Annotated in this window: 17 protein-coding genes; 5 read left to right on the forward strand and 12 right to left on the reverse strand. The window is 30.2% G+C overall.

Translation table 11 applies throughout. The features are described from left to right. Nucleotides 1-2 precede the first annotated feature (2 nt). The 10 genes from MC378_RS06135 to lpdA form a co-directional block, all read right to left on the reverse strand. Entirely contained in the window at nt 3-1,538 is a 1,536-nt protein-coding gene (locus MC378_RS06135; protein ID WP_242177869.1) for a YifB family Mg chelatase-like AAA ATPase, read from the reverse strand. Nucleotides 1,539-1,571: 33 nt separating this feature from the next. Continuing rightward, entirely contained in the window at nt 1,572-4,151 is a 2,580-nt protein-coding gene (locus MC378_RS06140) for a phosphoenolpyruvate carboxylase (RefSeq protein ID WP_242177870.1), read from the reverse strand. Between the two features lie 179 nt (nt 4,152-4,330). After that, complete coding sequence (locus MC378_RS06145; RefSeq protein ID WP_242177871.1) at nt 4,331-6,304, reverse strand: protein-disulfide reductase DsbD family protein; 1,974 nt, start codon at nt 6,302-6,304, stop codon at nt 4,331-4,333. Nucleotides 6,305-6,359: 55 nt separating this feature from the next. Beyond that, nucleotides 6,360-7,676, reverse strand: a complete 1,317-nt coding sequence (gene tilS / locus MC378_RS06150; protein ID WP_242177872.1) for a tRNA lysidine(34) synthetase TilS — start codon at nt 7,674-7,676, stop codon at nt 6,360-6,362. Between the two features lie 124 nt (nt 7,677-7,800). Continuing rightward, nucleotides 7,801-8,622, reverse strand: a complete 822-nt coding sequence (locus MC378_RS06155) for an alpha/beta hydrolase (RefSeq protein ID WP_242177873.1) — start codon at nt 8,620-8,622, stop codon at nt 7,801-7,803. A gap of 61 nt (nt 8,623-8,683) precedes the next feature. After that, nucleotides 8,684-8,917, reverse strand: coding sequence for a hypothetical protein (locus MC378_RS06160; RefSeq protein ID WP_242177874.1), 234 nt, complete (start codon nt 8,915-8,917; stop codon nt 8,684-8,686). A 16-nt stretch (nt 8,918-8,933) separates the two neighbouring features. Continuing rightward, nucleotides 8,934-10,253, reverse strand: coding sequence for a serine hydrolase domain-containing protein (locus tag MC378_RS06165; RefSeq protein ID WP_242177875.1), 1,320 nt, complete (start codon nt 10,251-10,253; stop codon nt 8,934-8,936). A 48-nt stretch (nt 10,254-10,301) separates the two neighbouring features. After that, complete coding sequence (locus MC378_RS06170; protein WP_242177876.1) at nt 10,302-11,603, reverse strand: anthranilate synthase component I family protein; 1,302 nt, start codon at nt 11,601-11,603, stop codon at nt 10,302-10,304. A gap of 22 nt (nt 11,604-11,625) precedes the next feature. Further along, the gene (locus MC378_RS06175; protein WP_242177877.1) at nt 11,626-12,849 is read right to left on the reverse strand and encodes a hypothetical protein; all 1,224 of its coding nucleotides are present in this window, start codon (nt 12,847-12,849) and stop codon (nt 11,626-11,628) included. A gap of 100 nt (nt 12,850-12,949) precedes the next feature. Beyond that, nucleotides 12,950-14,350 (reverse strand): dihydrolipoyl dehydrogenase, encoded by a 1,401-nt coding sequence (gene lpdA, locus MC378_RS06180; protein WP_242177878.1) that lies wholly within the window; start codon nt 14,348-14,350, stop codon nt 12,950-12,952. Between the two features lie 96 nt (nt 14,351-14,446). Between lpdA and MC378_RS06185 the strand changes: the two genes are divergently transcribed. Together MC378_RS06185 and MC378_RS06190 are read left to right on the forward strand one after the other, a co-directional pair. Beyond that, a complete protein-coding gene (locus tag MC378_RS06185) occupies nt 14,447-14,920 on the forward strand; it encodes a heme-binding domain-containing protein (RefSeq protein WP_242177879.1) in 474 nt (157 codons plus the stop codon). Next, complete coding sequence (locus tag MC378_RS06190) at nt 14,921-16,162, forward strand: glycosyltransferase family 4 protein (protein WP_242177880.1); 1,242 nt, start codon at nt 14,921-14,923, stop codon at nt 16,160-16,162. A gap of 9 nt (nt 16,163-16,171) precedes the next feature. On the opposite strand, the gene MC378_RS06195 is transcribed toward MC378_RS06190, so the two are convergent. Then, nucleotides 16,172-17,719, reverse strand: coding sequence for a glycoside hydrolase family 10-like protein (locus MC378_RS06195; protein ID WP_242177881.1), 1,548 nt, complete (start codon nt 17,717-17,719; stop codon nt 16,172-16,174). 63 nt (nt 17,720-17,782) lie between these two features. After that, on the reverse strand, nt 17,783-18,532 hold the full coding sequence (locus tag MC378_RS06200) for a DeoR/GlpR family DNA-binding transcription regulator (RefSeq protein WP_242177882.1): 750 nt from the start codon (nt 18,530-18,532) through the stop codon (nt 17,783-17,785). Nucleotides 18,533-18,905: 373 nt separating this feature from the next. Between MC378_RS06200 and MC378_RS06205 the strand changes: the two genes are divergently transcribed. From MC378_RS06205 to MC378_RS06215, 3 genes are all read left to right on the forward strand, one after another. After that, nucleotides 18,906-22,094 (forward strand): SusC/RagA family TonB-linked outer membrane protein, encoded by a 3,189-nt coding sequence (locus MC378_RS06205; protein WP_242177883.1) that lies wholly within the window; start codon nt 18,906-18,908, stop codon nt 22,092-22,094. 10 nt (nt 22,095-22,104) lie between these two features. Beyond that, a complete protein-coding gene (locus MC378_RS06210; protein WP_242177884.1) occupies nt 22,105-23,598 on the forward strand; it encodes a SusD/RagB family nutrient-binding outer membrane lipoprotein in 1,494 nt (497 codons plus the stop codon). Between the two features lie 122 nt (nt 23,599-23,720). Further along, on the forward strand, nt 23,721-24,908 hold the full coding sequence (locus MC378_RS06215; protein WP_242177885.1) for an exo-beta-N-acetylmuramidase NamZ family protein: 1,188 nt from the start codon (nt 23,721-23,723) through the stop codon (nt 24,906-24,908). Nucleotides 24,909-24,967 lie beyond the last annotated feature (59 nt).

Raw genomic sequence — 24,967 nt, forward strand, 5'->3', positions numbered from 1 at the left:
TTTCATCCCAACCAACCATCTCTATCTAGGCTTCTGTATTGTATGGCTTCTGCAATGTGATCTGGAAAAATATTCTTTTCATTTGCCAAATCGGCAATGGTTCTAGCAACTTTTAATATCCTGTCATAAGCTCTTGCAGATAGGTTTAGTTGTTTCATTGCAGTTTTTAATAATGCTAAGCTTTCATGAGAAAGTTTACAAAATTCACGAATTTGTTTTACATTCATTTGTGCATTATAATGTACATTTTCTAATTTTTTAAAACGATTTGACTGAATTTCTCTTGCTGCTGTAACACGCTTTCTGATTTCAACAGAAGATTCTCCTTTTCGTTCTTCTGAAAGCTTTTCAAAGGGAACTGGAGTTACTTCAATATGTATATCAATTCTGTCTAATAAAGGTCCAGAAATTTTACTTAGATAGCGTTGCATTTCTTGTGGAGAAGAAGTCATAGGTGAATTTGGGTCATTAAAAAAACCACTAGGACTTGGATTCATGCTAGCTACTAACATAAAACTACTTGGATAAGTAACTGTAAATTTTGCTCTAGAAATAGTAACTTCTCTATCTTCTAAAGGTTGTCTCATTACTTCTAAAACCGTTCGTTTAAATTCAGGTAATTCATCTAAAAAAAGAACACCATTATGAGATAATGATATTTCTCCTGGTTGTGGATATTGTCCGCCACCAACTAAAGCAACATCTGATATTGTATGATGAGGACTTCTAAATGGACGTTGATATAATAACCCGTAATTTTTTGTTTGACCAACCACAGAATGAATTTTTGTAGTTTCTAATGCTTCATGCAATGTCATTGGTGGTAAAATAGAAGGCAATCTTTTTGCTAACATGGTTTTTCCAGAACCTGGTGGGCCAATTAAAATAATATTATGTCCTCCTGCAGCTGCAATTTCCATGCAACGTTTTATAGATTCTTGTCCTTTTACATCAGAAAAATCAAATTCAGGAAAATCGATGTTTTTATAGAACTCTGCACGAGTATCAACAACGGTTGGTTTAATTTTTTGATCATCGTTAAAATGATTGATGACTTCTAAAATATTATCAACTCCAAGAACTTCTAAATTATCTACAATTGCAGCTTCCTTGGCATTTTCTTTAGGTAGGATGAAATGTTTAAAACCTTCTTCTCTTGCTTTAATGGCAATAGGTAGCGCTCCTTTGATGGGCTGTAAACTTCCATCTAAAGAAAGCTCTCCCATAATAATATAATTATCAATATTTGTAGATTTTATTTGATTGGAAGCAGCAAGAATCCCAATAGCAAGTGTTAAATCATAAGCAGCACCTTCTTTCCTGATGTCTGCTGGTGCCATATTAATAATAATTTTTTTACCTGGAAGTTTGTAAGAATTATTATTTAAAGCTGCAGAAATTCTATAAGAACTTTCACGTACGGCGTTGTCTGGTAAACCAACTAAATGATAACCAATTCCTTTGTCTATATTTACTTCTACTGTAATTGTAGTTGCCTCTATGCCAAAAACGGCAGAACCAAAAACCTTAACCAACATTTTTTTATTTTAAAAATAAATAAAAAAAATTAATTAAGCCGAATTTCTACTAGCATTGATATTACCAAATAAAGAACGAGTTACCATTTTTTCTAAAATAAGAATCTCTTTTTCATTGCCGGATGATTTTTGTAATTCTTGAATTCTTTTTAAGGCAAATTGCTGAATAGTAAGTAGAGGTAAAACAATGTTTTCTCTAACTTCTATAGAAGCTTTTCCTTCGGGATGATTCTCCATTAACTCTGCATAACCAGATAGTTTTAAAAGTAATCTTTTGGTCGTTTTGTATTCTTCATAAATCAATTTCCAAAAATCTCCGAATTCTTCATCATTGGCCATGTAAGCTGTAAGTTCAAAGAATGATTTTGTTAAACTCATCATACTATTTTCTAATAAAGTTTTAAAGAAATCTGAGGAATTGTAAAATTCTTTTACTTCTTCAAATCTTTTTGCGTCTTCATATTTTTTTAAGGCAGAACCAACTCCAAAAAAACCAGGAACGTTTTGCTTTAACTGACTCCAACTTCCTACAAAAGGAATGGCGCGTAAATCTGCAAAGTCTAATTTATCAGATTTAGAACGTTTACTTGGTCTGCTTCCAATATTGGTTTTTGCATAGTATTTTAACGTACTCATTTTTTCTAAATACGGTAAAAATTTTGGATGATTTTTAAAATCGACATAGGTTTTATAGCTTGTTTCAGATAAATCATTCATTATTTCTCTATGAGAATCCGAAAGTTGATCTTTGGTAAAAACTTCGTTTTTTATTCCAGAACTTAACAATTGTTCTAAGTTATATTGAGATGAATCTAAAGTTCCAAAATTAGAGCTTATGGTTTGACCTTGAATGGTAAGTTGAATTTCTTTGTCTTCAATAGTTGGACCAAGTGATGCGTAAAATTGATGTGTTTTTCCACCCCCACGCGCAGGAGGCCCTCCACGTCCATCAAAGAAAATTACAGTGATTCCAAATTCTCTAGAAATTTTTGTCAATGCTTCTTTTGCTTTGAATATTCCCCAATTTGCCATTAAATATCCACCATCTTTTGTTCCGTCAGAAAAACCGAGCATTATAGTTTGTTTATTATTTCTACTAGCTATATGTTTTCTGTAATTCTTATTAGAGTATAAGGTACGCATAACATTATCTGCATTTTGTAAGTCATCAACAGTTTCAAAAAGAGGAACAACATCTACAGAAAGGTTATCTCCAAAATCGCAAAGATTTAACATTGCAAAGGTTTGCATTACGTTTAACTCTGTCTGATTGTTACTAATAATATATCTATTGGCGCCACGCTCTCCGTTTCTTTTTTGTATTCTTTTTAAAGCGTATATAGATTCAATTGTTTTTACAGACATTTCATCTGTTAAAATCTCAGGGTTAATCTTTCCTTTTACTTTTGATAAAATTTCGACCTGTTCATCAGCAGACAAATCGATATAGTTTTTTGGAAAAGTTGTGTCTCCATTTGCCAATAAATCTTTTACTATTTGAGTAAAAGCATCATGATGCACTCTGCTATCTTGTCTAATATCTAGTGTTGCAAAATGGAAGCCAAAAATGTGTACTTTATTTATAAAATCATCTAGTTCATCTAAAAATAAAGATTGATGATCTTTGGTTAGAATATTTCTTACCTTATGTAATTCTTGTAATAAAATTTTTTGCGAAAAAGTGACATTTTCATAACTTTTTCGAACATGTTTTAGTAACCTTTTTTCTAGATTTGCTAATATTTCTGCAATGCCATCAAAGGTTAGTCTTCTTTTAAGTTTTCTAACGTCTAAATAGTAATTTTTAAGAATAGTTTGTCTTAATCGTTCTGCAACATCTAAAGTTATTTGTGTTGTTACAAATGGGTTTCCATCTCTATCTCCACCAGGCCAAAAACCAAGGTTTATGATTTCGTTTTCGGTAGCTTCTCCATCAAAAATATTGTGCTGAATGTAGTTGTAAATATCACTTATAGAATGATAGAACACGTTTTCTAAATACCAAATTAGGCTTACAGCTTCATCATACGGAGTTGGTTTTGTTTTTTTAAAAAAAGGTGTTTTTCCTAATTGTGCTAATAAACTTTTAATTAATAATAAATCGTCATTTTTAATGGCGTTATCTAAGTCTGTAATAATACCTAAAACTGTTCCAGGGTAAAATTGTGTTGGATGTGCAGTTAGTACAATACGTACCTTAAATTCTTCTAGATAGCGTTGTAACTCTTCTTTTTTATCGCTAGAAAATGCAATTTCTTTTGAGTTACGTAGCGTTCCAATACCATCCATATTATTTACAACTGGAAAGGCAGTGTCTTCAATGGCGTCAAACAAAACGACCTGACGTTCTATGTATTGAATAAATTTAAAAAGTAAACTTATTTTTTCATCCTCTGATGGATTCTCTTGATATTTTTTAAAGAATAGCTCAACAATTTCCGTAGGGTTTTTTCCTTGTTCAAACCCTTTTTTGCAAATTGAATGAAATAATGGTAATAATACACCAGTATTACTAATAGTATCAAACGGAAGCGTCATGAAAATACTATTGTAAATTTGATATTTAGACAAAACGTTGTCGTTAAATCGTTTTAGTTTTGGTTGTGCAGACATCTCTTCAGTTTTACTTGGTGAAAGTACAAAAAAGAGAAATTAAAGCAGTTGCGTTTTTACTAATAAAAGGTTTTTAATTACGAAAACGATATAAATATTAAAGTTATGTTTAATTTTTATTAGTGTTTATTGTATTTGTGATTTTTAAATTTTTAAAATCAAATCTATTGTAGAAACGATTATTTTTTTTCAAAATTCATTAAACCTTCTTTTAGCCAATTATAGTAGGTGTCTCTGTCGGTGTATTGTTGTGCCTTGTTTAAAATTTCTAAATCAGGGCTCATTAAAACATAATAAGGCTGTGATGCATTTTTAAAATTAATTACTTGAAAAGTAGACCATTTATCTCCAAAAGTTTTAATTTTTTTAACTTTTCCGTTAGCTTTTAAAAAGTCGAATTGCTGATCTTTTGGAAGTGCTTTTTCATTGTCATCTACATACAAAGAAATTAAAATATATTTTTCTTTTAATATTTGATAAATACTAGGATCTACCCAAACATTCTCTTCCATTTTTCTGCAATTTACACATGCCCAACCGGTAAAATCTAATAAAATAGGTTTGTTGTTTTCTTTTGCAGCAGCTAAACCTTCATCAAAATCTTTATAACAATTTAAACCTAAAGGACAATCACTTTCTTGTCCGTAAATACTGTGAAATTGAGGTGGAGGAAATCCACTTAATGAGCTTAAATTCCAAGTAGGATTTTTAAAAGTTCCCGGGATTAAATAAATGACAAAAGCAGTAACTAAAATACCAAAAGAAATTCTAAAAAAGGATAGCTTTTTGATAGGAGAATCGTGAGGGAATTTTATTTTTCCAAATAAATATAATGCAAGTCCGGTAAAAAGAACAACCCAAATCCCTATAAAAATTTCGCGTTTAAACAGTTCCCAATGAGCAACTAAATCTGCGTTTGATAAGAATTTGAAAGCCAATGCTAATTCTAAAAATCCTAAAACAACTTTGGTGGTGTTTAACCAACCACCAGATTTTGGTAAAGAATTTAACCAGCTAGGAAATAATGCAAATAGTGCAAAAGGCAAAGCAAGTGCTAAACCAAAACCACTCATACCTGCTGTTAGTTGCATTGCGCCACCATCTGAGGTTAAAGAACCAGCTAATAACGATCCTAAAATAGGACCTGTACATGAAAAGGAAACAATAGCTAAGGTTAAAGCCATAAAAAAGATTCCTATTATACCACCAACGCTAGATGCGGAATCCATTTTGTTCCCCCAAGAACTTGGAAGTGTAATTTCATAGAATCCGAAGAAAGAAAAAGCAAAAAATACTAAAATGGTAAAAAAGAAAATATTTAACCAAACATTAGTAGAAATTGTGTTTAAAATCTCTGGATCTAAATTGTCTAAAAAATGAAAAGGTAAGCTTAATAAAATGTAGATAATTACTATAAAAGCGCCATATAAAATAGCATTAAATTTTCCTTTTCTTTTGTTTTGAGATTGTTTTGTAAAGAATGAAACGGTTAAAGGAATCATCGGGAAAACGCATGGTGTTAATAATGCTAATAATCCTCCAATAAAACCTAAAAAGAAGATGTTGAATAATCCGTTATCATCCTTAGAATTGTTTTTGTTAGAGTTTTTTAAAAGAGAAGTGTTTTTTAAATCTAACTTTAGATTTTCTGATAAATTTTTACTTTTTTCATCTACATGAATGACTTCTTTTATCGCATTTCCTTTTAAGGTAAAAGTAAAATTTTCATCAACGTTTATGCATGCAGTTTCACAAACTTGACCAAAGAAGTTTAATTTTATTTGTGTAATATCTTTATTAGTGAGTTTTATTCTTTGGGTGATGGTGGCTTTTTCTTTAAAAACAATTTCTTCTTTTTCCCATATATCAGAATACTTCTTAAAAGTATCTTTTTCATCTGCTTTACCAACTAATTCGTAACCTGTTTCATTTTCTTGTAAAGAAATAACCAAAGGTAAAGAAGCATTTTCTGGATTGTATTGTGAGTACAAATACCAACCTTTATATAGTTTTGCATTAAAAATAACATCATATTCTGTGTCTGATACCTTTTTAATAGAAGTCTCAATTTTAATCGGGTTGTTTGCCGTTTGAGAAAAAATAGAGAACGATAAAAGAAAGATTGATAGTGAAATAAAATACTTTATCTTCATAAGACAATTAAGTTGAAATTTAAATGTTTTAAATTGAATTGTAAAGATATAAAAACTAACTTTTGTAAGCGATTTTCAAACTGTTTTTCGTTTTCTTTGTTACCGAAAATCTTTTGTCTTGACGATGATTAATTACCCAAATAATCTCATTATCGGCATTACAAAGCAACCAAGTATTTTCTTTTTCTAAGAGTGAAAATTTTTCGTCTTTAAAATATTTGCTTAGTTTCTTTTTACCTTCCATTCCAATAGGGTAAATATAGTCTCCATTTTTCCAAGTTCTTACAGTTAAAGGGTATTTTAACAAATCTTTATCAACGCAAATAGCTTGTTTGTTTGTTGTACATAATTCATTTGTTGTTTTTATTTTTAAATGAATAGGTTCTATTAATTCTGTGGTGGTAGTGTTAATTAAATATTCTTTAGCTTCTGTATTTGTCTTTAATGTATCTAATATTAAAAAACTTCGATCTTTAATTAATCGGTGTGTTTTAGAAAAAATTTGTTTGCCAGATTGTGCAGCAATTAGATCGTTTACATCATTCCATTCTGTAAAATTATATTTCTTTAGAAGTTGAAACAAAAAAGTTTTTTTATTTTCTATACTCGATAATTTTTTAAGACTAATTTTAAGTAAACCACTTTCATTATCAACAACGATTTTTTCTGCATTTTTAGAAACTTTTTCATTAATAAAAGATTGACTTTCATTTAAATGCTCTAAAGTATTTTTAAAAGAATTTAAAATATTAGGATTAATTTCTTCTAGAATGGGTAAAATTTTATGTCTAACTTTATTTCTAATGTACTTTATGTTGGCGTTCGATTTATCTTCTCTCCAAGTAACATTGTTTTTAATGGCATACATTAAGATGTCGTTTCTTGAAAAGGCTAATAAAGGTCTGGCTATTTTTCCGTTTACGCTAGGAATCCCTGTTAAGCCTTCTAAACCAGTTTCTCTAGTAAGGTTAATAATAAAAGTTTCTAAATTATCATTTGTATTATGTCCTGTTACAACATAATCAAAATTGTGGTTTTCTAAAATTTCTTTAAACCAATTGTATCTTAAATTTCTAGCTGCAATTTGTATAGATTGTTTGTTTTCTTTTGCGTGTTTTTCTGTTTTAAACTGAATTCTAAAAAGTTGTAGACCTAATTCTTTAGATAGTTCTATAATAAATTTTTCATCACCATCACTTTCTTCTCCACGTAAATTAAAATTACAATGAGCTAATGAAATATCATATTTTAGTTGATGTAATAAATGACACAAAACAATACTATCTATACCACCAGAAATTGCGATTAATATTTTTTTGTCCTTTAAAAAAGGAAAGTTTTTTTTGAGGTGTTCTTCGAAATTTTTAATCATTTTTTATTTAAAAATAACATATTTGTTATGATAACGGTTAACGGTTTTTAATTTTTGTTAGAATCATAAAAGTAGCTTACTTTTTATTTATTATTTGTTTTTTAAAGCTAAAATATTGAAGAAACTAAATTTTGGAATTCAACCAATTTACAAGATCTTGTAACATTTCTTCTTTACATAAATCATTTTGTAATTCATGGTACCCTCCTTTATATAATTTTAGGGTTGCATTTGTAGTTTTATTTGCAAATTCTTCTGTTCCTTTATAATCAATAATTTTATCATCTGTACCGTGCACTAAAAACATTGGAATTTTTAAATTTTGAGCATTTTTAATGGCCCATTTACCAGAATCAATAAAAGTTAAAGAAAAATTTGGACTAATTTTATTGTGAACTAAAGGATCATTAATGTATTTTTCTACTTCTTTTTTATCACGTGAAATATCATTTGCATTCAACTCATTTCCCATGGTTAAAGATGGAGCGATTTTTTGTAAAATTTTGCCTACTGCTAATTTTATTGCAGGAGGCTGAAAAGCAAGTTTTAAAAATGGGCTTGTAGCAATAACTCCACTTAAAGTGTTTTTTATGCGTAAAGAATAATTAACAACAACATTGCCTCCCATAGAATGACCGTACAAGAAAACAGGTTTGTTAGGAAATAATTCTTTGGCTTTATTAATTGTTGTAGTAACACTTTCTAAAACAGCTTCAAAACCTGGATTATGTCCTCGCTTTCCTGATGTTTTACCGTGGCCAAATTGATCGAAAGCAACTACAGAAAAATTATTTTCCGTTAGTTTTTTTGCAACATGATTGTAACGTCCAGAATATTCTCCCATACCATGAACTAAAACCACAACAGCTTTTGTTTTTTCGGCCTTCCATACTTGTCCGTAAAAATCGGTCTTATAAATGTTGAAATTAAATTCTGAATGTGTCATAATCTATTGTTAGTTTGTTATCTAGGTATAATTCTAGAATTTGGGCTATTAAATCAGGTATCTACTGCTTTTTTAACCAAACTCTGATCTCTTTTCTTAGAGACATTTCTGGTTTAGGCAACGGAATTGTTTTACCAAATTGTTTACTTCTATTAAATTTAGAAAAAGTTACTTTTAGTTGTTTCCATTCTGTTGGATACGTTTCTAAAAACATATTAAACATGTTTTGTTCTGTCTGTTTTTCTTGAATTTTATCAAAAATAACTTTAAACTTTTCTTCTTTGTCAAATAGCATAGATAAATTGGGTTTTTTAATTTTGGATAGCTTTATAAAAAACTTGTTGAAGTTTTGGTCTAATATTTAGATTGTAAATATTTCTGTGTTTTCTATTTGGATATACTCTATTTGATAAGAAAATAAATATCATATCATTTTTAGGGTCTGCCCAAACAAAAGTACCTGTAAAACCACTATGACCAAAACTCTCAGGGCTAACCTCTGGTGCAGGATATGCTTCTTTGATAGATAGTGTAGCATTGTTTATTAAAGGTTTGTCAAAACCAAGACCTCTTCTGTTTTCGTTTTCTGGATACTGAATTTTTGTAAATTCTCTTAGTATGCTTTCCGAGATGTATCTTTTCCCGTCATAAACACCATAATTAGCATACATTTGCATAACTTTTGCTAAATCTAAAGAGGTTCCAAACAGCCCCGCATTTCCAGAAATCCCCCCTAAAAGAGCTGCGTTTTCATCATGAACCCAATTTTTAGTGAGACCTTTCCTAAAAAGGGTGTCTATTTCTGTAGGTACAATAAGATTCTTAAAGTTTTTAGTTTTTGGTCTATAACCTAAAGTTGTTGTTCCTAAAGGAGTATAAAAATTTTCTTGTAGATATTCTGTGTAATTTTTTTGAGTAATTTGAGTAATTAAATCAGGGTAAATTAAAAAACTTAAACCTGAATATTTGTATTTTTTGACATTAGAAACTTTCGACCTGTTAATTTGTCGAAACATTTTATTTTTAAATCTATTTTTTACAAAAAGGCCTTCATAGGCTTCGTTTTTATATCGTTTATTCGATTTGTTTTGAATAAATCGTTTTTTAATTTTTCCGTTCTTTTTCAAAACTTCATTTAAAAAAACGATATAAGGACTTAAGCCAGATTGATGTGCTAATATTTCTCTAACAGTAAGATTTTTCTTGTCTTTTCTTCTTTTCCAAGGTTTCCAGTAATTACTAAAAGGGCTATCTAAATCTAATTTTCCTTCACTATGTAATTTCATAAGTGCAGGTAAGGGACCTATAATTTTTGTTACCGAAGCCAAATCGTAAATATCATCTAAACTAACTTTTTGAATGCTATCATAAGTGTGATAGCCATAAGCTTTATTGAAAATGATTTTATGATTCTTTACCACTAAAATCTGCGCTCCAGGAAAAGCCTCGTTTTGTATGCCGTCATTTACTATTGAATCTACTTTTGTATGAATATATAGAGAATCCATATTTACTTCTGATGGATTTCCGTAAGAAATTTTTTGATTGATTTTGTCTTGGGCAATTACAAAACAGGAAATAAATAAACTTCCAATTAGAAGAAAAGTAATTTTATTTTTTGGAAATGACATGTTTAGTTTGCTTTAGGTTATAAAACTATAAATGTAAATAAATTTGGCTTATTTCGAATTTAGCAAAACGTATTTCATTGCTTTTGCTTTTAATAAACACTCTTCGTACTCTTTTTCTATAATAGATTTCGCGGTAATAGCTCCGCCTACAGAATAAGAAACGTATTTTGTTTCTTCATTATACAAGATACTTCTTATAACAACATTAAAATCGAAGTTATTTTCTGGAGTAAAATAGCCAACGGTTCCCGAATACAAACCGCGTTTTGTTTTTTCTAAGTTTTCAATAATTTTCATTGCAGAAACTTTTGGCGCTCCAGTCATACTTCCCATTGGAAAAGTACTTTGAATAATATCTATTGGATTTATATTTTCTTCTACTTCAGAAACTACTGTAGAGATTAATTGATGTACTTGCTTAAAAGAATATACTTTGCACAATTCTTCTACTTTTACGCTACCTATTTTAGCAGTTTTTGATAAATCGTTTCTTACTAAATCAACAATCATTACATTTTCCGAACGTTCTTTTTCATCTCGCATTAAATCAAATGCAATTTTTTTATCATCAATTTTACTTCGTAAACGTTTAGTAGTTCCTTTTATAGGTTGAGAAATAATTTTTGTTCCTTCTTTTTTAATATACCTTTCTGGTGAAGCAGATAGTAAGTATTGATGTTCTAATTTTAAAAAAACAGCAAACGGAGGCTCCGAAATTGTATTTAAATGATTGTATACTTCTATGGGGTTTATAGTAGCGTTTTCTGCATAAAATTCTTGGCAAAAATTGGCTTCGTAAATATTGCCTCTTTTTATATGATCTAAAATTTCTGAAACTCTAGAGTGATATTCGTCTTTGCGAGTTCTAAGCTTTATTTTGATTTCTTTTTTTTGTTCTTGCTTTTTTTGATTTTCAAACTGTTGAATTTCATTAAAATCAAAATCAATTTCATCATCAACCATTCTTAAGTATTGAAACTCTATAGAATTACCTTTGATAAAAATAAGTTTTTTAGGTTGAAAAAAATACAAGTCAGCAAAGTCTAAACCATCAAAATTGTTAGAAGAAAGTCGTTCTACATCATTCTTAACATCGTAAGAAATATATCCAAAAATATAATCTTTGGTAATGCTTTGGTATTCTTTTAGTTTTTCGAAAGCATGGTAAGAATCTGTTTTTATTGAAGTAAACTCATCAGCAGCCAAAGCACAGTTGAAACTAGAATATTTCTGGTTAAATTTGTTAGAGTCTAACCAAATTGCGCTGTCAAATTGTTGTGCCCAAATCAAAATATTTTGCTTAAAAGCATCAATATTATCAACAGAAAAAGTACGAAGGGTTCTTTGCATATTCGTAACAAAAATACGAATCTTATTGGTTAGAAAGAGGTATTTTTAAACTGATTCCAGTTTGTAAGTCTGGAGAATTATTTAAATACAAATCTTCTTTAATATAAAGGGTAAAACTGTAGTTTTTTCTACCGTAAGTATAAAGCCAACTCCATGCAGATTGATATTCGTACAATTTTTCGAAACCATTTTGCCAACCAGAATGGATTTCTTGCCAAAGACCAACTAATTGATAATATTCTGCTTCTTGTCTTTTATTAAATCGAGATTGAATTTGATAATTTACAGATACAGAATGATAATTTTTCTTTCTAGTGTATTTCGTATATTCAAACATTGCTTCTAAACTACCTAGAAATTTATTGTTGCCAAAATTGACTAAATTATCTTTAAAATCGATGACATTTTTTCTTAAAATACTTGATCCCAAAGAGCTTCTAATTTCAGAAGACCTGCTATTTAAAGTCCATTTTTTAACAATGTTTCCAGAAATACCAATATCTATTGATGGATTGTATTTAGAAGTATTGATGCCTAGATGAGAACCTAAATTCACAAAAATATTTTTCTTTTTTAGGTTGACAAAGTCTGGGTAATAAAAATGATTTAACTCAATTCCTCCAAAAATAAATTGACCATCGTTTAATGTTATTTCGTTTCCGTTTCTATCTTTATAATGAATATTTACTTGGTTTAAACCATAATATTTTCTTCCAAAAGGATCTTCTCCTCCTGCAATATTACTATGAAACCATTCTAGAGTCTCATCGCCTACAAAAACAGAAAAAGGAAACTTCCCTTTAGTTACTAAATAAGATCGAAGTGTAATTCCTAATTCGTGATTTTTACTAATTTTAGTATTGTAATCTATTCTTAAATTTTTAAAAACAGCATCAACAATAATACTTTCATAATCGGCTGGAGTTGTTTCTTGATCGATATAAAAATTCCTATCATACCAAATTTTCTGACTCATTTCTTTCCTTGTAATTTCATTTTTTGGAAGATACATTTCTACAAAAGGGTGAAATATATTTGCGCTAGCGTAAGAAATGTTTAAAGTAGGTTTATCTGATGGGCGAACTTTAAAATTCTGGTTTATTCTAGAAGAAAATATTCCAAAATGATGAATTGGTAACATACTAGGTTTGTCTATCCCATTTTTTAAAGAAATAGAATCTTGCTTTTGCCCGAAAGAAAAAATAGAGACAAATATTAATAAAAAAAAGAGATTCTTTTTTATCATTTTGTAAAAATAGGCTAAAGTTTGTAAAGAAAAAAGCAACCTAAATTAGGTTGCTTTTTTGGTATTTATAATAAAATTCTAAATTGATTAAAATTATTAATTATGCATTTAATGGCATTCCGTCCCAAGCAGCTTTTGCAGCTTCTTTTACCGCTTCAGAATATGTTGGGTGGCCATGGCAAATTCTTGCTAAATCTTCAGCAGAAGCTCTGTATTCCATGGCAACTGCTGCTTCCATGATTAAATCAGCAACACGTGCTCCAACCATATGAACTCCTAGAATTTCATCTGTATTTTTATCGGCTAAAACTTTTACAAAACCGTCTAAATCTCCACTGGCTCTAGATCTACCTAAAGCTCTCATCGAAAATTTACCAACTTTATAATTTACTCCCGTTGTTTTTAGTTCGTCTTCAGTTTTACCTACTGCTGCAACCTCTGGCCATGTATATACAATTCCAGGGATTAAATTATAATCAATATGTGGCTTTTCACCGGCAATATATTCTGCCACAACAACACCTTCTTCTTCTGCTTTGTGTGCTAACATTACCCCTTTAATAACATCTCCTATTGCATAAACATTATTTATGTTTGTTTGTAAATGATCGTTTACTGCAACTTGTCCGCGTTCATTAACTTCAACTCCAATTTTTTCTAAACCTAAACCTTGTGTGTATGCTTTTCTACCAACAGCAACTAAACAATAATCTCCTATAAATTCTACTTCTTCATCTTTTTTATTGGTTGCTTTTACGGTAATTTCATCACCTTTTCTCTCTACAGAGGTAACTCCATGACTTACGGCAAATTTAATACCTTGTTTCTTTAGAACTTTTTGTAATTCTTTAGAAATATCGGCATCCATTGTTGGTGTAATTTTAGGAGCGTATTCTATAACAGTAACATCTGCACCTAATCTTTTATATACAGAACCTAATTCTAAGCCAATAACTCCACCGCCAATTACTAATAAATGCTTTGGAACTTCTTTTAATTCTAAAGCTTCTGTTGAAGTAATTACACGCTCTTTGTCTAACTTAATAAAAGGTAAAGTAGAGGGTTTAGAACCTGTTGCAATAATAATATTGGTACCTTCAATTACTTCAGAAGTTCCATCGTTTTTTGCAATATTTACGTGAGTTTTATCAACAAAAGAACCGAGTCCTTCAAAAACATCAACCTTGTTTTTGTCCATTAGGTATTTAATTCCTCCCGTTGTAGTTTCTACAACTTTTGCTTTTCTATCAACCATTTTCCCAAAATCAAAAGAAGGTTTTTCAACAGAAATTCCATGCTCTTCAAAATGATGAACAGCGTCGTAATAATGATGAGAAGAATCTAGTAATGCTTTAGACGGAATACAACCTACATTTAAACATGTTCCTCCTAAAGTTGAATATTTTTCTATAATTGCAACTTTTTTTCCTAATTGAGATGCTCTAACTGCAGCAATATATCCTCCAGGACCAGAACCAATAACAATAATATCGTATTTCATTGTAAATAAATTTGAATACAAAAATACATATATTTTTATAGATTTATAAGAGAATTGTGTAGATTTAGTATCTTTAAAATCTAAAACATACATCAAATGAAAATACTTAAAAAAATAGGTTGGGCTTTATTATTAGTTTTGGTAGTTGCTCAATTTTTTGGGCCAGAAAAAAATGAAGGAGAAATCACGTCTTTAGATGCTTTTATTGCAGAGACAAATCCACCAGAAAATGTGCTTAATATTTTAAAAGAAAGTTGTTTCGATTGTCATTCTAATGTTACAAGATATCCTTGGTATAGCAATATTACACCTGTAAATTATTGGATGGATGATCATGTAAAGGTTGGTAAAAAGAAATTGAATTTTTCTAAATGGCCAGAATATTCTTTAAAAAGAAAAGAGCATAAAATGGAAGAGTTATATGAAGAGGTTGAAGAAAAAAACATGCCCTTAGAATCTTATACTTATACGCATTCTGAAGCAAATTTAACACTAGATCAAATTGCTGTTATTGTTGATTGGGGAAAAAAAACACAAGAAAATTACAAGCAACAAATGAATGCGAAGTAATTGAAAGTGCAACAAATTTTAATTATTGGTTATGTTTGGGTAGAGCCTAATTCTTCTGCAGCAGGTAGTAGGATGTTGCAACTTATTGAGCAATTTTTATTGCAAGGTTGGAAAATAACTTTTGCTTCTCCTGCTCAAAAAAGTGAGAAAGCGACGAGTTTAAATTCGATTGGAGTTGATGAGGTTTCTATTGATCTAAATAATCCTTCTTTTAATGATTTTATAAAAGTACTTCAACCAACTGTTGTGTTGTTTGATCGGTTTATGATGGAAGAGCAATTTGGTTGGCGGGTTGCAGAAAACTGTCCGAATGCAATTCGGATTTTAGATACAGAAGATTTACATTTTTTAAGAAAAACGCGTTATCAGCAATTAAAGAAAGGAGAAGAATTTACTGTAGAAGCTTTGTTGAAATCTGATGATGCAAAAAGAGAAATTGCAGCAATACTAAGATGTGATTTGTCTTTAATTATTTCTGATTATGAAATGGATTTGTTAAAATCTGTTTTTAAGGTTGATGAAAAAATTCTATATTATTTACCTTTTTTATTAAATAAAATTGATGCAAGTCAACAACATAAATGGAAGTCTTTTGAAGAGAGAGCGCATTTTGTTTTTATTGGGAATTTCTTTCACAAACCAAATGTAGATGCTGTTTTAACTTTGAAAAATGAAATTTGGAATAAAATTAGAAAGCATTTACCTAAAGCTGAAATTCATATTTATGGTGCTTATGCAAGTCAACAAATAAATCAATTAAATAATAAAAAAGAAGGTTTTATTATCAAAGGATTTGCAGACGATGCAAAAGAGGTTGTTGGTAGTGCAAGAGTTGTTTTGGCTCCTTTACGTTTTGGAGCTGGAATTAAAGGAAAACTAACAGAAGCTATGATTTGCGGAACTCCAAGTGTAACTACAAGAATTGGTTCTGAAGGAATGTGTGATGGTTTTCCTTGGAATGGTTATATAGAAGATGACTTTGAGTTGTTTTCTGAAAAAGCAGTTCAACTTTTTACAGATAAAGAAAAGTGGATTGAGTCTCAAAAAAATGGAATTAATGTGATCAATAATCTTTATGATAAAGAAAAACTGGGATTATTGTTTGTCAACCAAATAAAAGCAATTCAAAATAATTTAGCAATTCATAGAACTCAGAATTTCCTTGGAAGCTTGTTGCAATATCAAACTTTTCAAGCAACAAAATACATGAGTAAATGGATTGAAGAAAAGAATAAAGGTTAATACAATTGTTTATTGAACCGAAATTTCTTCAATGATACTTTCGTTACCGTATTTATCAATAACAGAAACAGCAATGGTATTTAATATCTTTTTTGGAGACTTTAAATTGTTAGGATTTTCTATCGTTAAAGGTATTTTTTGTGACCTACTAAACCTTCCAAGAATACGATAGCTCCATTTTGAGTTGTATTTATAATGTATTACCCAATTGGCTATTTTCTCAACATTTTTATGAGTCCAAGTTATTTGCAAACTATCTTTTTCTATAGAATAATTAGAAGTTGGTTTTTGTGGTTTAGTTTTGTTTAACCAAATTGATTTAGGTACTAGTGCTTGTTTTTTATAAGGTCCATCAGAAATTGCTTTTGTAAGTTCTGGAGAGTTAAGTAGAGGTGCAATACTCCAATGTACTGCTCCTGGAGAATTTGGTAACATCCCCTTGGTAATCATAATCTGATTGATAACTTCATCAATTGCTTCTTCTCCTTTTTTTCTGCCAATACTCATTCCTGGCCAAAGATGTCTTCCTTTTGTGTTTTCTCTTTTCCACCAATTTAACAAAACAGGAAAACTAACATCTATTCTATTAATTGGCCAATATAGTTGTGGTGTAAGGTAGTCTATCCATCCTTCGTTTAACCAAAGTTTAGCATCGGCATAAAGCTCATTATATTGGTCAAAACCAGAAGTTACGGAAGAAGGGTGGTTTGGACGCCAAAAACCAAATGGGCTAATTCCGAATTTTACAGCTGGTTTTTCTTTTTTAATATTTGTATAAACTCTTTTTATTAATGTGTTTACATTTTCTCTTCTCCAATCATTTCTTTTTAGATCTCCCCCAGACTGTAAATAAACTTGCCAGCTATTTTCATCAGGAAAATCTTTATTGTTGTTGTATGAAGGATATGGGTAAAAATAGTCATCAAAATGGATGCCATCAACATCGTATCTTTTTACAATATCCATAACAACTTTGTAGCTATGGTCTTGTGTTTTTTTACTTCCAGGGTCTAACCACCAATAACCAGTTTCTAGTTTTACGGCCAATTCTGGTTGTTTGCTAACGATTGATGCTTCTGTAACTTCTCCACCAGTTGTGTGGTGTGCTCTGTATGGGTTCAGCCACGCATGTAATTCAAGCCCTCTTTTATGTGCTTCTTTAATCCAAAATTCTAAGGGATCGTAATAAGGAGATGGTGCTTTACCTTGGGTTCCTGTTAAGTAATATGACCAAGGTTCTAGACTGCTTTTATACAAGGCGTCTGCTTGAGGTCTAACTTGTAGTATAACGGTATTAAAATTGTTGTCTTTAAGAAGGTCTAATAAGTCAATTGCTTCTTTTTTTTGTTGATCGGTAGAAAGTCCTTTTTTACTTGGCCAATTGATATTAGCTACACTTGCAATCCAAGCTGCTCTAAATTCTCTTTCAATAGGAGGAATATTACTTTCTTTAATTTCTGAAGTATAGATTTTTTTACTGCAACTAGTTAAAAGAAAGAAAAACATTAGGAATACATATTTTGTTTCTTTTTGAAAATAGATTTTTTTAAAAATCATATTTTTTGAAATTAAGGTTTTATTAAAATATGCTTTAGAGTTATTGGTAATAAAATAATGAATTTAAATTAACATAACACCAGCATCGACATAAGGTTTTAATATAGGATCTTGTACATCTAAGTCAGTTATAGCGATGTCAATTTCTTTAAGGCTACAAATGTCGTAATTAAGTCTGATATTTAATTTGTTTGATGTAGATAAGTATACATTACGTTCGGAGGAACTAATCATGGCTTTTTTAACTAAGGCAACTTCATATCCTTCTCCTGTAATTCCTTGTTCTAAACTAAAGCCACTTACCCCAATAAAACAAAGGTTTGCTGTAATATTAGATAAGTATTGAATAACGTCAATACCAGTTGTTACCATTGAATTTCTTTGAATTCTCCCACCAATAAATATAGTTTCAACAGTTGGGTGTTCTGCTAATTGCATTGCAATTGGTAAACTGTAAGTGTAAATAGTGGCTTTTAAGTTTTTGGGAAGTAATTTAGCTAACATTAAATTTGTGGTACCCCCGCTCATAATAATAACCATTCCGTCTTCAACTAAAGTAATCGCTTTTTTGGCGATAAGTACTTTTTCTTCTCTTTTGTAAATTACATCTTCATTGTAATGATAAAGTTTTTGCATGGTAGATATAGCTCCACCATGAACTTTAGTTAGTAGGCCTTTTTTATCTAATTCTTTTATGTCTCTTCTTATTGTGTCTTCTGAGACATTCAATTTTTCAGATAAAAAGCTAGAGCTAACCTGTCTATTGATACTAACTTCATCTACTACTTTTTGCTGTCTATCCTTTTTCTTCATAAAAATTGATTTCTTCAAAAATAAGATTTTATTAAGGTATTGTGCAAATAACTTTTTGTTAAAATAAAATATATTGCAATTTTTTGCAGTTTTTTTTAATAAAAATGCAATAATTTATTGATTTTTATACAAGTCTATTTTTAATTGTTAATTAAGTCTTGTTTTTAGTTGGTTGGTAAAAAGGTGTTTATGGTGTGTCTTCTAGTTTTTTTAGCATATTTACTCTTTTGTGGCCTTGTTTTATTGCGTGTTTTTGTTTTTTAAGTAGTGATATTTTCTGTTTAATTGAATAAAACCTGCAATTTTTTGCAAATAATTTGCAGGTTTTTATTTTTTACTTATCTTTACCTTAATTAATTTAAATTCAAATTAGATGAAAAAAACTTACAATCTACTATTGTCCTTGTTTATGCTTTTGGTTGTGCAAAGTACATTTGCTCAATTGAAGACTATTTCAGGAGTCGTTACCGAAAAGGGAAGTAAAACCCCTTTGCCTGAGGTTAGCGTATTTATTGCTCAAATTAATAAAGGGACTGTGACTGATTTTGATGGTCTCTACTCTCTAAAAGCAGAAAATTTAAAAGGAAAAAAAATAACTTTTAGTTATTTAGGATACAAGGCTTTTACAGCAATATTAACGGGTGAAAATCAAGTTATAAATGTTGTTTTGGAGCCAGACGCAACTAACCTTGATGAAATTGTTGTTACTGCTTTAGGTATTAAAAGAGAGTCTAAGGCTTTGGGTTATTCACTTACTGAGGTAGGTGGAGAAAAGTTATCTACAGTTAAAAGTTTAAGTGCGGTTAATTCTTTGCAAGGAAGGGTAGCTGGGGTTAATATTTCTACGGGTAGTGGTGGAGCAGCGGGTTCTAGTAGAGTTATTATTCGTGGAGCGAGTTCTTTAACAGGAAATAATCAACCTTTATATGTGATAGACGGAATTCCTGTTATTAATAATACAAATGGATCTGTTGTTGGAGCAACAAACGACGGAACAGGAGATGGTGGAGATGATATTTCATCATTAAATCCAGATGATATTGAAAGTGTATCTGTTTTAAAAGGGAGTTCGGCTGCAGCACTTTATGGTTCTTTAGCATCTAATGGTGTAATAATGATTACAACGAAATCTGGTAAAAATCAAAAAAAATTAGGAGTAGAGTTTTCTAGTTCTTTTACTTTTGATAAAGTCAATACTGATCTTCAAGATTTTCAAACAACTTACGGCCAAGGGAATAATAGATTGAAACCAGGTTATGAGTATGATTTGACAGGAAATCCTGTAGAAATAGCTTTAGAGGCTAATGCTATTGATGATTCTTATGTTAGTTCTTTACAGTCTTGGGGAGCGCCTTTAGATGGATCAATGGTGTATAACTGGGATGGAGTTAAAAGACCTTATTCTTATACAGGGAATAATTTAGATAAATTTTATAATACAGGTACAACGGCAATTAATACTGTTGCGCTTGCAAAAGGAGGAGAAGGATATAATTATCGTTTTTCATTTTCTAATTTAGATAATAAAGATATTTTTCCAAATACAACATTAAATAGAAAATCGATATCATTAAATGCTTCTGCAAAAATTAATCCAAAGTTAACGTCTACTGTTAATACAAAATATGTGATTGAAGATGTTAAGAATCGTATTAATATTGGAGATACTCCTGGTAATGCAAATACTGTAGCTTATGTATTGCCTAGTAGTTTAGATATTTATGATTTAAGACCAGGTTCTAATGAAGACGGAACAGAACTTAGATTTCAGCCAAGTCAATTTATTTCTAACCCTTATTGGGCAACAAATGATTTTAATAATGCTGATACAAAAAATAGATTCACCGCATCAACCACTTTAAAATACGATGTAAATGAATGGTTATATGTTACTGGAAGAGTAGGTATAGATACTTATGACTTGTCTAGAAAAAGAGTAACGCCTTATGGTACAGCTTATAGACCAGCAGGAGAGCTTTATCAAATAAAATCTACTTATAAGTTGGTGAATTCAGATTTCATGGTGGGTATTAGTAAAGATATAACTGATAAAATTTCAATTAATTCTATAATAGGTGCAAATAGTAGAAGTTCGAGTTATGAATCTTTAAGTGCGCTTGGTAGAGGTTTTATTGTTGTAGGATTAGAAGACTTAAATAATACAACGTTGCCAGAGCCTAGTTATGGGTACTCTAAAACAAAAACAAATTCTATTTATGGTTCTATTGAAACAAGTTTTGATAAATACCTTTATTTAACATTTACTGGAAGAAATGATTGGTTTTCTACTCTTTCTTTTCCTGGAAAAACAACACCTAATGATGGTTTTTACTGGTCTGTTAGTCAGAGTTTATTGTTAAATCAGGCTTTTGACTTGCCAGAGGTAATTAATTATGCAAAGGTAAGAGCTAGTTATGCACAAGTAGCTGGTGGGGCTAGAAATGCTTATAGTTTAAATTTAGATTATGCAATTACAGGTTCTTTTCAAGGTCAATCTTTTGGGCAATTAAATGGAAACTCAATACCAAACCCCAATTTAATACCTTTTCAAAAAAATGAATTTGAAGTAGGGTTTGAAGGTAGATTTTTTAATAATAGATTAAATCTAGATATGGCTTATTACTCAAACAAAACTCAAAACGATATTGTTAGAGCAGCAGCATCTCAATCATCTGGATTTACTTCGTCAATTCTTAATATTGGTGAATTACAAAATAAAGGGGTAGAATTCTTAATAGGAGGTACTCCAATTAGAACAGAAGATTTTTCATGGAATACATCATTTAACTTTGGTTATAATGATAGTGAGATTATTCATACTGATGATGAGGATACAGCAATTAATGTTGATGGTAGTTTAACCAGATCTAGAACCGCAATTATTTCTCATATTGTTGGAGAAAATTATGGTGTAATTTGGGGATCATCTTATAAAAGAGATGATAACGGAAATATTATGTACAATATTAGTGGATCTATACCTAAACCAATACAAGGAGAAAACAAAATATTAGGTAAAGGTGTTGCTCCTTATACAATGGGTTTCTCAAATACATTTAAATATAAAGATTTATCATTAAGTTTTTTAATTGATGCTAAGTTTGGTGGAAGTGTACATTCTGGAACAAATAGAGAGTTAATGATGAGAGGGCTTCATAAAAAAACATTAGAAGGACGTGAAAATGGTTTAGTAGTTTCTGGTATAGATGATGCTACTGGGCAACCGTTTACTATGACGGTAGCTCCAGAAAACTTAAGAACCTATTATGGTTTTATAGGTGAAGAAAATTCAGGTATTTCAGAAGAATTTGTATACAGTACTGATTTTATTAAGTTTAGAGAGCTAAGTCTTTCTTACAACCTTCCAGAAGAAGCGTTAAAGAATATATTTATAAGTAATGTTAGATTATCTGTTATTGGTAGAAATTTATTCTTTATTTCAAGAAAAATTGATAATGTAGACCCAGAGGCTTCATTAAATAACTTAAATTCTCAAGGTATAGAAAGATTTGGAACACCATCAACTAAAAGTTACGGATTTTCAATAAACGTTAAATTTTAAAAAATAAAAAATGAAAAAAATAATTATTTCACTAGTAATACTATTTACGTTCAGTTTTTGTGACGATGGTTTCGAGGAGCTTAACGTAAATCCAACAAAACCAGTTCAACTAGATCCATCTACAAAACTTACTTATATTCAATTATATACTGGAGGTAGTAGTTATGTTGCTTATTTATTTTATAATGTGATACACTTAATGCAAAATGTACAACATTTAAATAATACATCTTATGCATCTTTTCTTTATAAAGAAGGAAATACACATTGGTTATTTGAAGAGCAATTTAAAACAACAGTTAAGAATATTGCAGATTTAGAAGCACAATTAGAAGCTAGTACAGAGTCTACAGCTGCTGTAGATTTAGCAATTGCTAGAATTCAAAAAGTTTTAATTTTTAGTAGAATAACAGATGCTTATGGAGATATTCCATACAGTGAAGCTGGTAAAGGTTTCTTAGAAGGTATTCGTTTTCCTAAATATGATAAACAAAGTGATATTTATGCAAATATGTTAGAAACATTAGAAGCTTCTGCAGCAACTTTAAATTCTGGTGGCGCAAGTTCTTATGGTTCTGCAGATTTAATGTATTCTGGAGATACTGGAAAATGGAAGAAATTTGCCAACTCATTAATGCTTCGTCTAGCTATGCGTATGGTAAAAGTTGATAACGCAAGTGCAAAAGCATGGGCTACAAAAGCTATTAACGGAGGGGTTATGACAAGTAATGCAGATATCGCTTATTTACAATATGAAAACTCTGCAAATGATGGAGGTCCAAATGTAAATCCACTTACAAAGAGTTTTACTTCTAGAGCTTCTACTCAAGTTAAAATAGCTAAACCATTTATGGATTTCATGAAGAGCAGACAAGATCCAAGGGTTTCTGTTTTATGTTCTACTGTTAGTGGAGATACAACTGCTGCTTTACAATTTGGTCAAGATATAAATGATGCTACAAGAGGTACAGCAAATTCTAAACCAAATATTAATATTTTTGGAGGATCAGGAGTTGTTATTTATGATGCACCACTTTTCTTTCAAACTTATGCAGAAGTAGAGTTTATGTTAGCAGAAGCTGCAGAACGTTGGGGTTTAGCAGGTGGTTCTACTAATGTTGAATCACATTATAAAGCTGGTGTAACTGCCGCAATGCAATATTTATCTATGTATGGACATGGAGTTAACATTACAACTTCTCAAATCAATGATTATTTAAACACCAATCCTTTTGTTCCTGCGCAAGCTTTAAAAATGATAAACGAGCAATATTGGGTAGCTACTTTTGGAAATGGTTTAGAGACTTTTTCTAATTGGAAAAGATCAGGTTATCCTGTTCTAGTTCCTGCAAATGTTGCAGCAACACTTACGGGAGGAGAAATTCCAAGAAGACTCCCATATCCAGCATCTGAAAAATTAAATAACCCAGATAATGTTGAAGCAGCAATTGTTCAACAAGGAGGAGATCTTTTAACTACCAGAATGTGGTGGGATAAAAATTAATAGATAAATATATAATATAATTTTTTGTTTAATTTGAATTTGTGATAAGAGGTGAGGGAAAATAAAAAACTACTCTCACTTCTTATTTTTTTAAGAAAGATTTTAAATTTAAGAATGTTATTTTGGATAAAGTAAAAACGGGTCTTGATGTATTAGTTGCAGATGTAAAACTACAAAAGACATTTAAAGGTAATGTAGCCTTATTGTGTCATAATGCTTCTGTTGATTCGGGTTTTAAGCATGCCGCAATAAGATTTAAAGAAATTTTTGACACAAGGTTTGTAAAGTTATTTGGCCCACAACATGGTTTTAATACAGATGCACAAGATAATATGATTGAAACCAATCATTTTATACATCCCTATTTTAAAGTCCCTGTGTATTCCCTTTATTCCGAAACACGTATTCCTACAGACGAAATGTTAGAAGGAATAAATCATTTATTTGTTGATTTACAAGATGTAGGATGCAGAATGTACACATATATCTATACACTTACTCTTTTATTAGAAAAATGCATAAATAAAGACATACAAATTATTGTTCTTGATAGACCAAACCCTATAAATGGAGTTGATATTGAAGGCAATATTTTAGATATAGAGTTTGCTTCTTTTATTGGCAGACATCCTATTCCTGTTCGTCATGGAATGACTATAGGAGAAGTTGCTTTAATGCATCAAAAATTTTGGGCAACCCAAAAAGTCAACCTAAAGGTAATTAAAATGCAGTATTGGAAACGTGAAATGTATTTTGAAGACACAAAATTACCATGGTTATTGCCTTCTCCAAATCTTTCTAGAGCAGAGAGTGCATTTACTTTTCCTTCTATTGTTTTGTTTGAAGGAACCTTATTAAGTGAAGGTAGAGGCACAACACAACCTTTAGAAATAGTAGGGCATCCAAAAATTGAGCCTTTTTCATTTTATGAAAACCATTTATCAGAAAGTATTAAAAAATCAAAATTAAAAGGTTTTGCTATTCGTCCAATAACATTTTTGCCAACATTCGATAAAAATACGAATGAAGTATGTGGTGGTTTTCAAATACACATTACAAATAAAAAAACATTTCAACCTTGGCGGGTTGGTCAATTTATTTTAAGAGAAATATATCATCATTTAGGAGATGATTTTGAATGGAAAAAACCTCCTTTTGAATATAATTATACTCAAATGCCAATAGATATAATCAATGGTACAGATCAATTAAGATTTTGGGTAGAAAATAATACCTCGGTTGAAGCTTTAGAGTCATTTGAAAATTTAAATGATTATAAACTACAACTCAATGAAATTAAAATTTATTAAAATACTACAAGTAATACATGCAAAGAAGTTTGCTTTTTTATATAGGAATTAAAAACTAA

It is taken from the genome of Polaribacter marinus (genome assembly GCF_022662535.1).
Lineage (GTDB): Bacteria > Bacteroidota > Bacteroidia > Flavobacteriales > Flavobacteriaceae > Polaribacter > Polaribacter marinus.

What these genes read in the sequence shown, in the direction of transcription:
- MC378_RS06135 (WP_242177869.1), bottom strand. Translation starts at nt 1,538, where the DNA reads ATGTTGGTTAAGGTTTTTGGTTCTGCCGTTTTTGGCATAGAGGCAACT.
- MC378_RS06185 (WP_242177879.1), top strand. Translation starts at nt 14,447, where the DNA reads ATGAAAATACTTAAAAAAATAGGTTGGGCTTTATTATTAGTTTTGGTA.
- MC378_RS06155 (WP_242177873.1), bottom strand. Translation starts at nt 8,622, where the DNA reads ATGACACATTCAGAATTTAATTTCAACATTTATAAGACCGATTTTTAC.
- MC378_RS06170 (WP_242177876.1), bottom strand. Translation starts at nt 11,603, where the DNA reads ATGCAAAGAACCCTTCGTACTTTTTCTGTTGATAATATTGATGCTTTT.
- MC378_RS06195 (WP_242177881.1), bottom strand. Translation starts at nt 17,719, where the DNA reads ATGATTTTTAAAAAAATCTATTTTCAAAAAGAAACAAAATATGTATTC.
- MC378_RS06165 (WP_242177875.1), bottom strand. Translation starts at nt 10,253, where the DNA reads ATGTCATTTCCAAAAAATAAAATTACTTTTCTTCTAATTGGAAGTTTA.
- MC378_RS06160 (WP_242177874.1), bottom strand. Translation starts at nt 8,917, where the DNA reads ATGCTATTTGACAAAGAAGAAAAGTTTAAAGTTATTTTTGATAAAATT.
- lpdA (WP_242177878.1), bottom strand. Translation starts at nt 14,350, where the DNA reads ATGAAATACGATATTATTGTTATTGGTTCTGGTCCTGGAGGATATATT.
- MC378_RS06140 (WP_242177870.1), bottom strand. Translation starts at nt 4,151, where the DNA reads ATGTCTGCACAACCAAAACTAAAACGATTTAACGACAACGTTTTGTCT.
- MC378_RS06200 (WP_242177882.1), bottom strand. Translation starts at nt 18,532, where the DNA reads ATGAAGAAAAAGGATAGACAGCAAAAAGTAGTAGATGAAGTTAGTATC.
- MC378_RS06210 (WP_242177884.1), top strand. Translation starts at nt 22,105, where the DNA reads ATGAAAAAAATAATTATTTCACTAGTAATACTATTTACGTTCAGTTTT.
- MC378_RS06175 (WP_242177877.1), bottom strand. Translation starts at nt 12,849, where the DNA reads ATGATAAAAAAGAATCTCTTTTTTTTATTAATATTTGTCTCTATTTTT.
- MC378_RS06205 (WP_242177883.1), top strand. Translation starts at nt 18,906, where the DNA reads ATGAAAAAAACTTACAATCTACTATTGTCCTTGTTTATGCTTTTGGTT.
- tilS (WP_242177872.1), bottom strand. Translation starts at nt 7,676, where the DNA reads ATGATTAAAAATTTCGAAGAACACCTCAAAAAAAACTTTCCTTTTTTA.
- MC378_RS06145 (WP_242177871.1), bottom strand. Translation starts at nt 6,304, where the DNA reads ATGAAGATAAAGTATTTTATTTCACTATCAATCTTTCTTTTATCGTTC.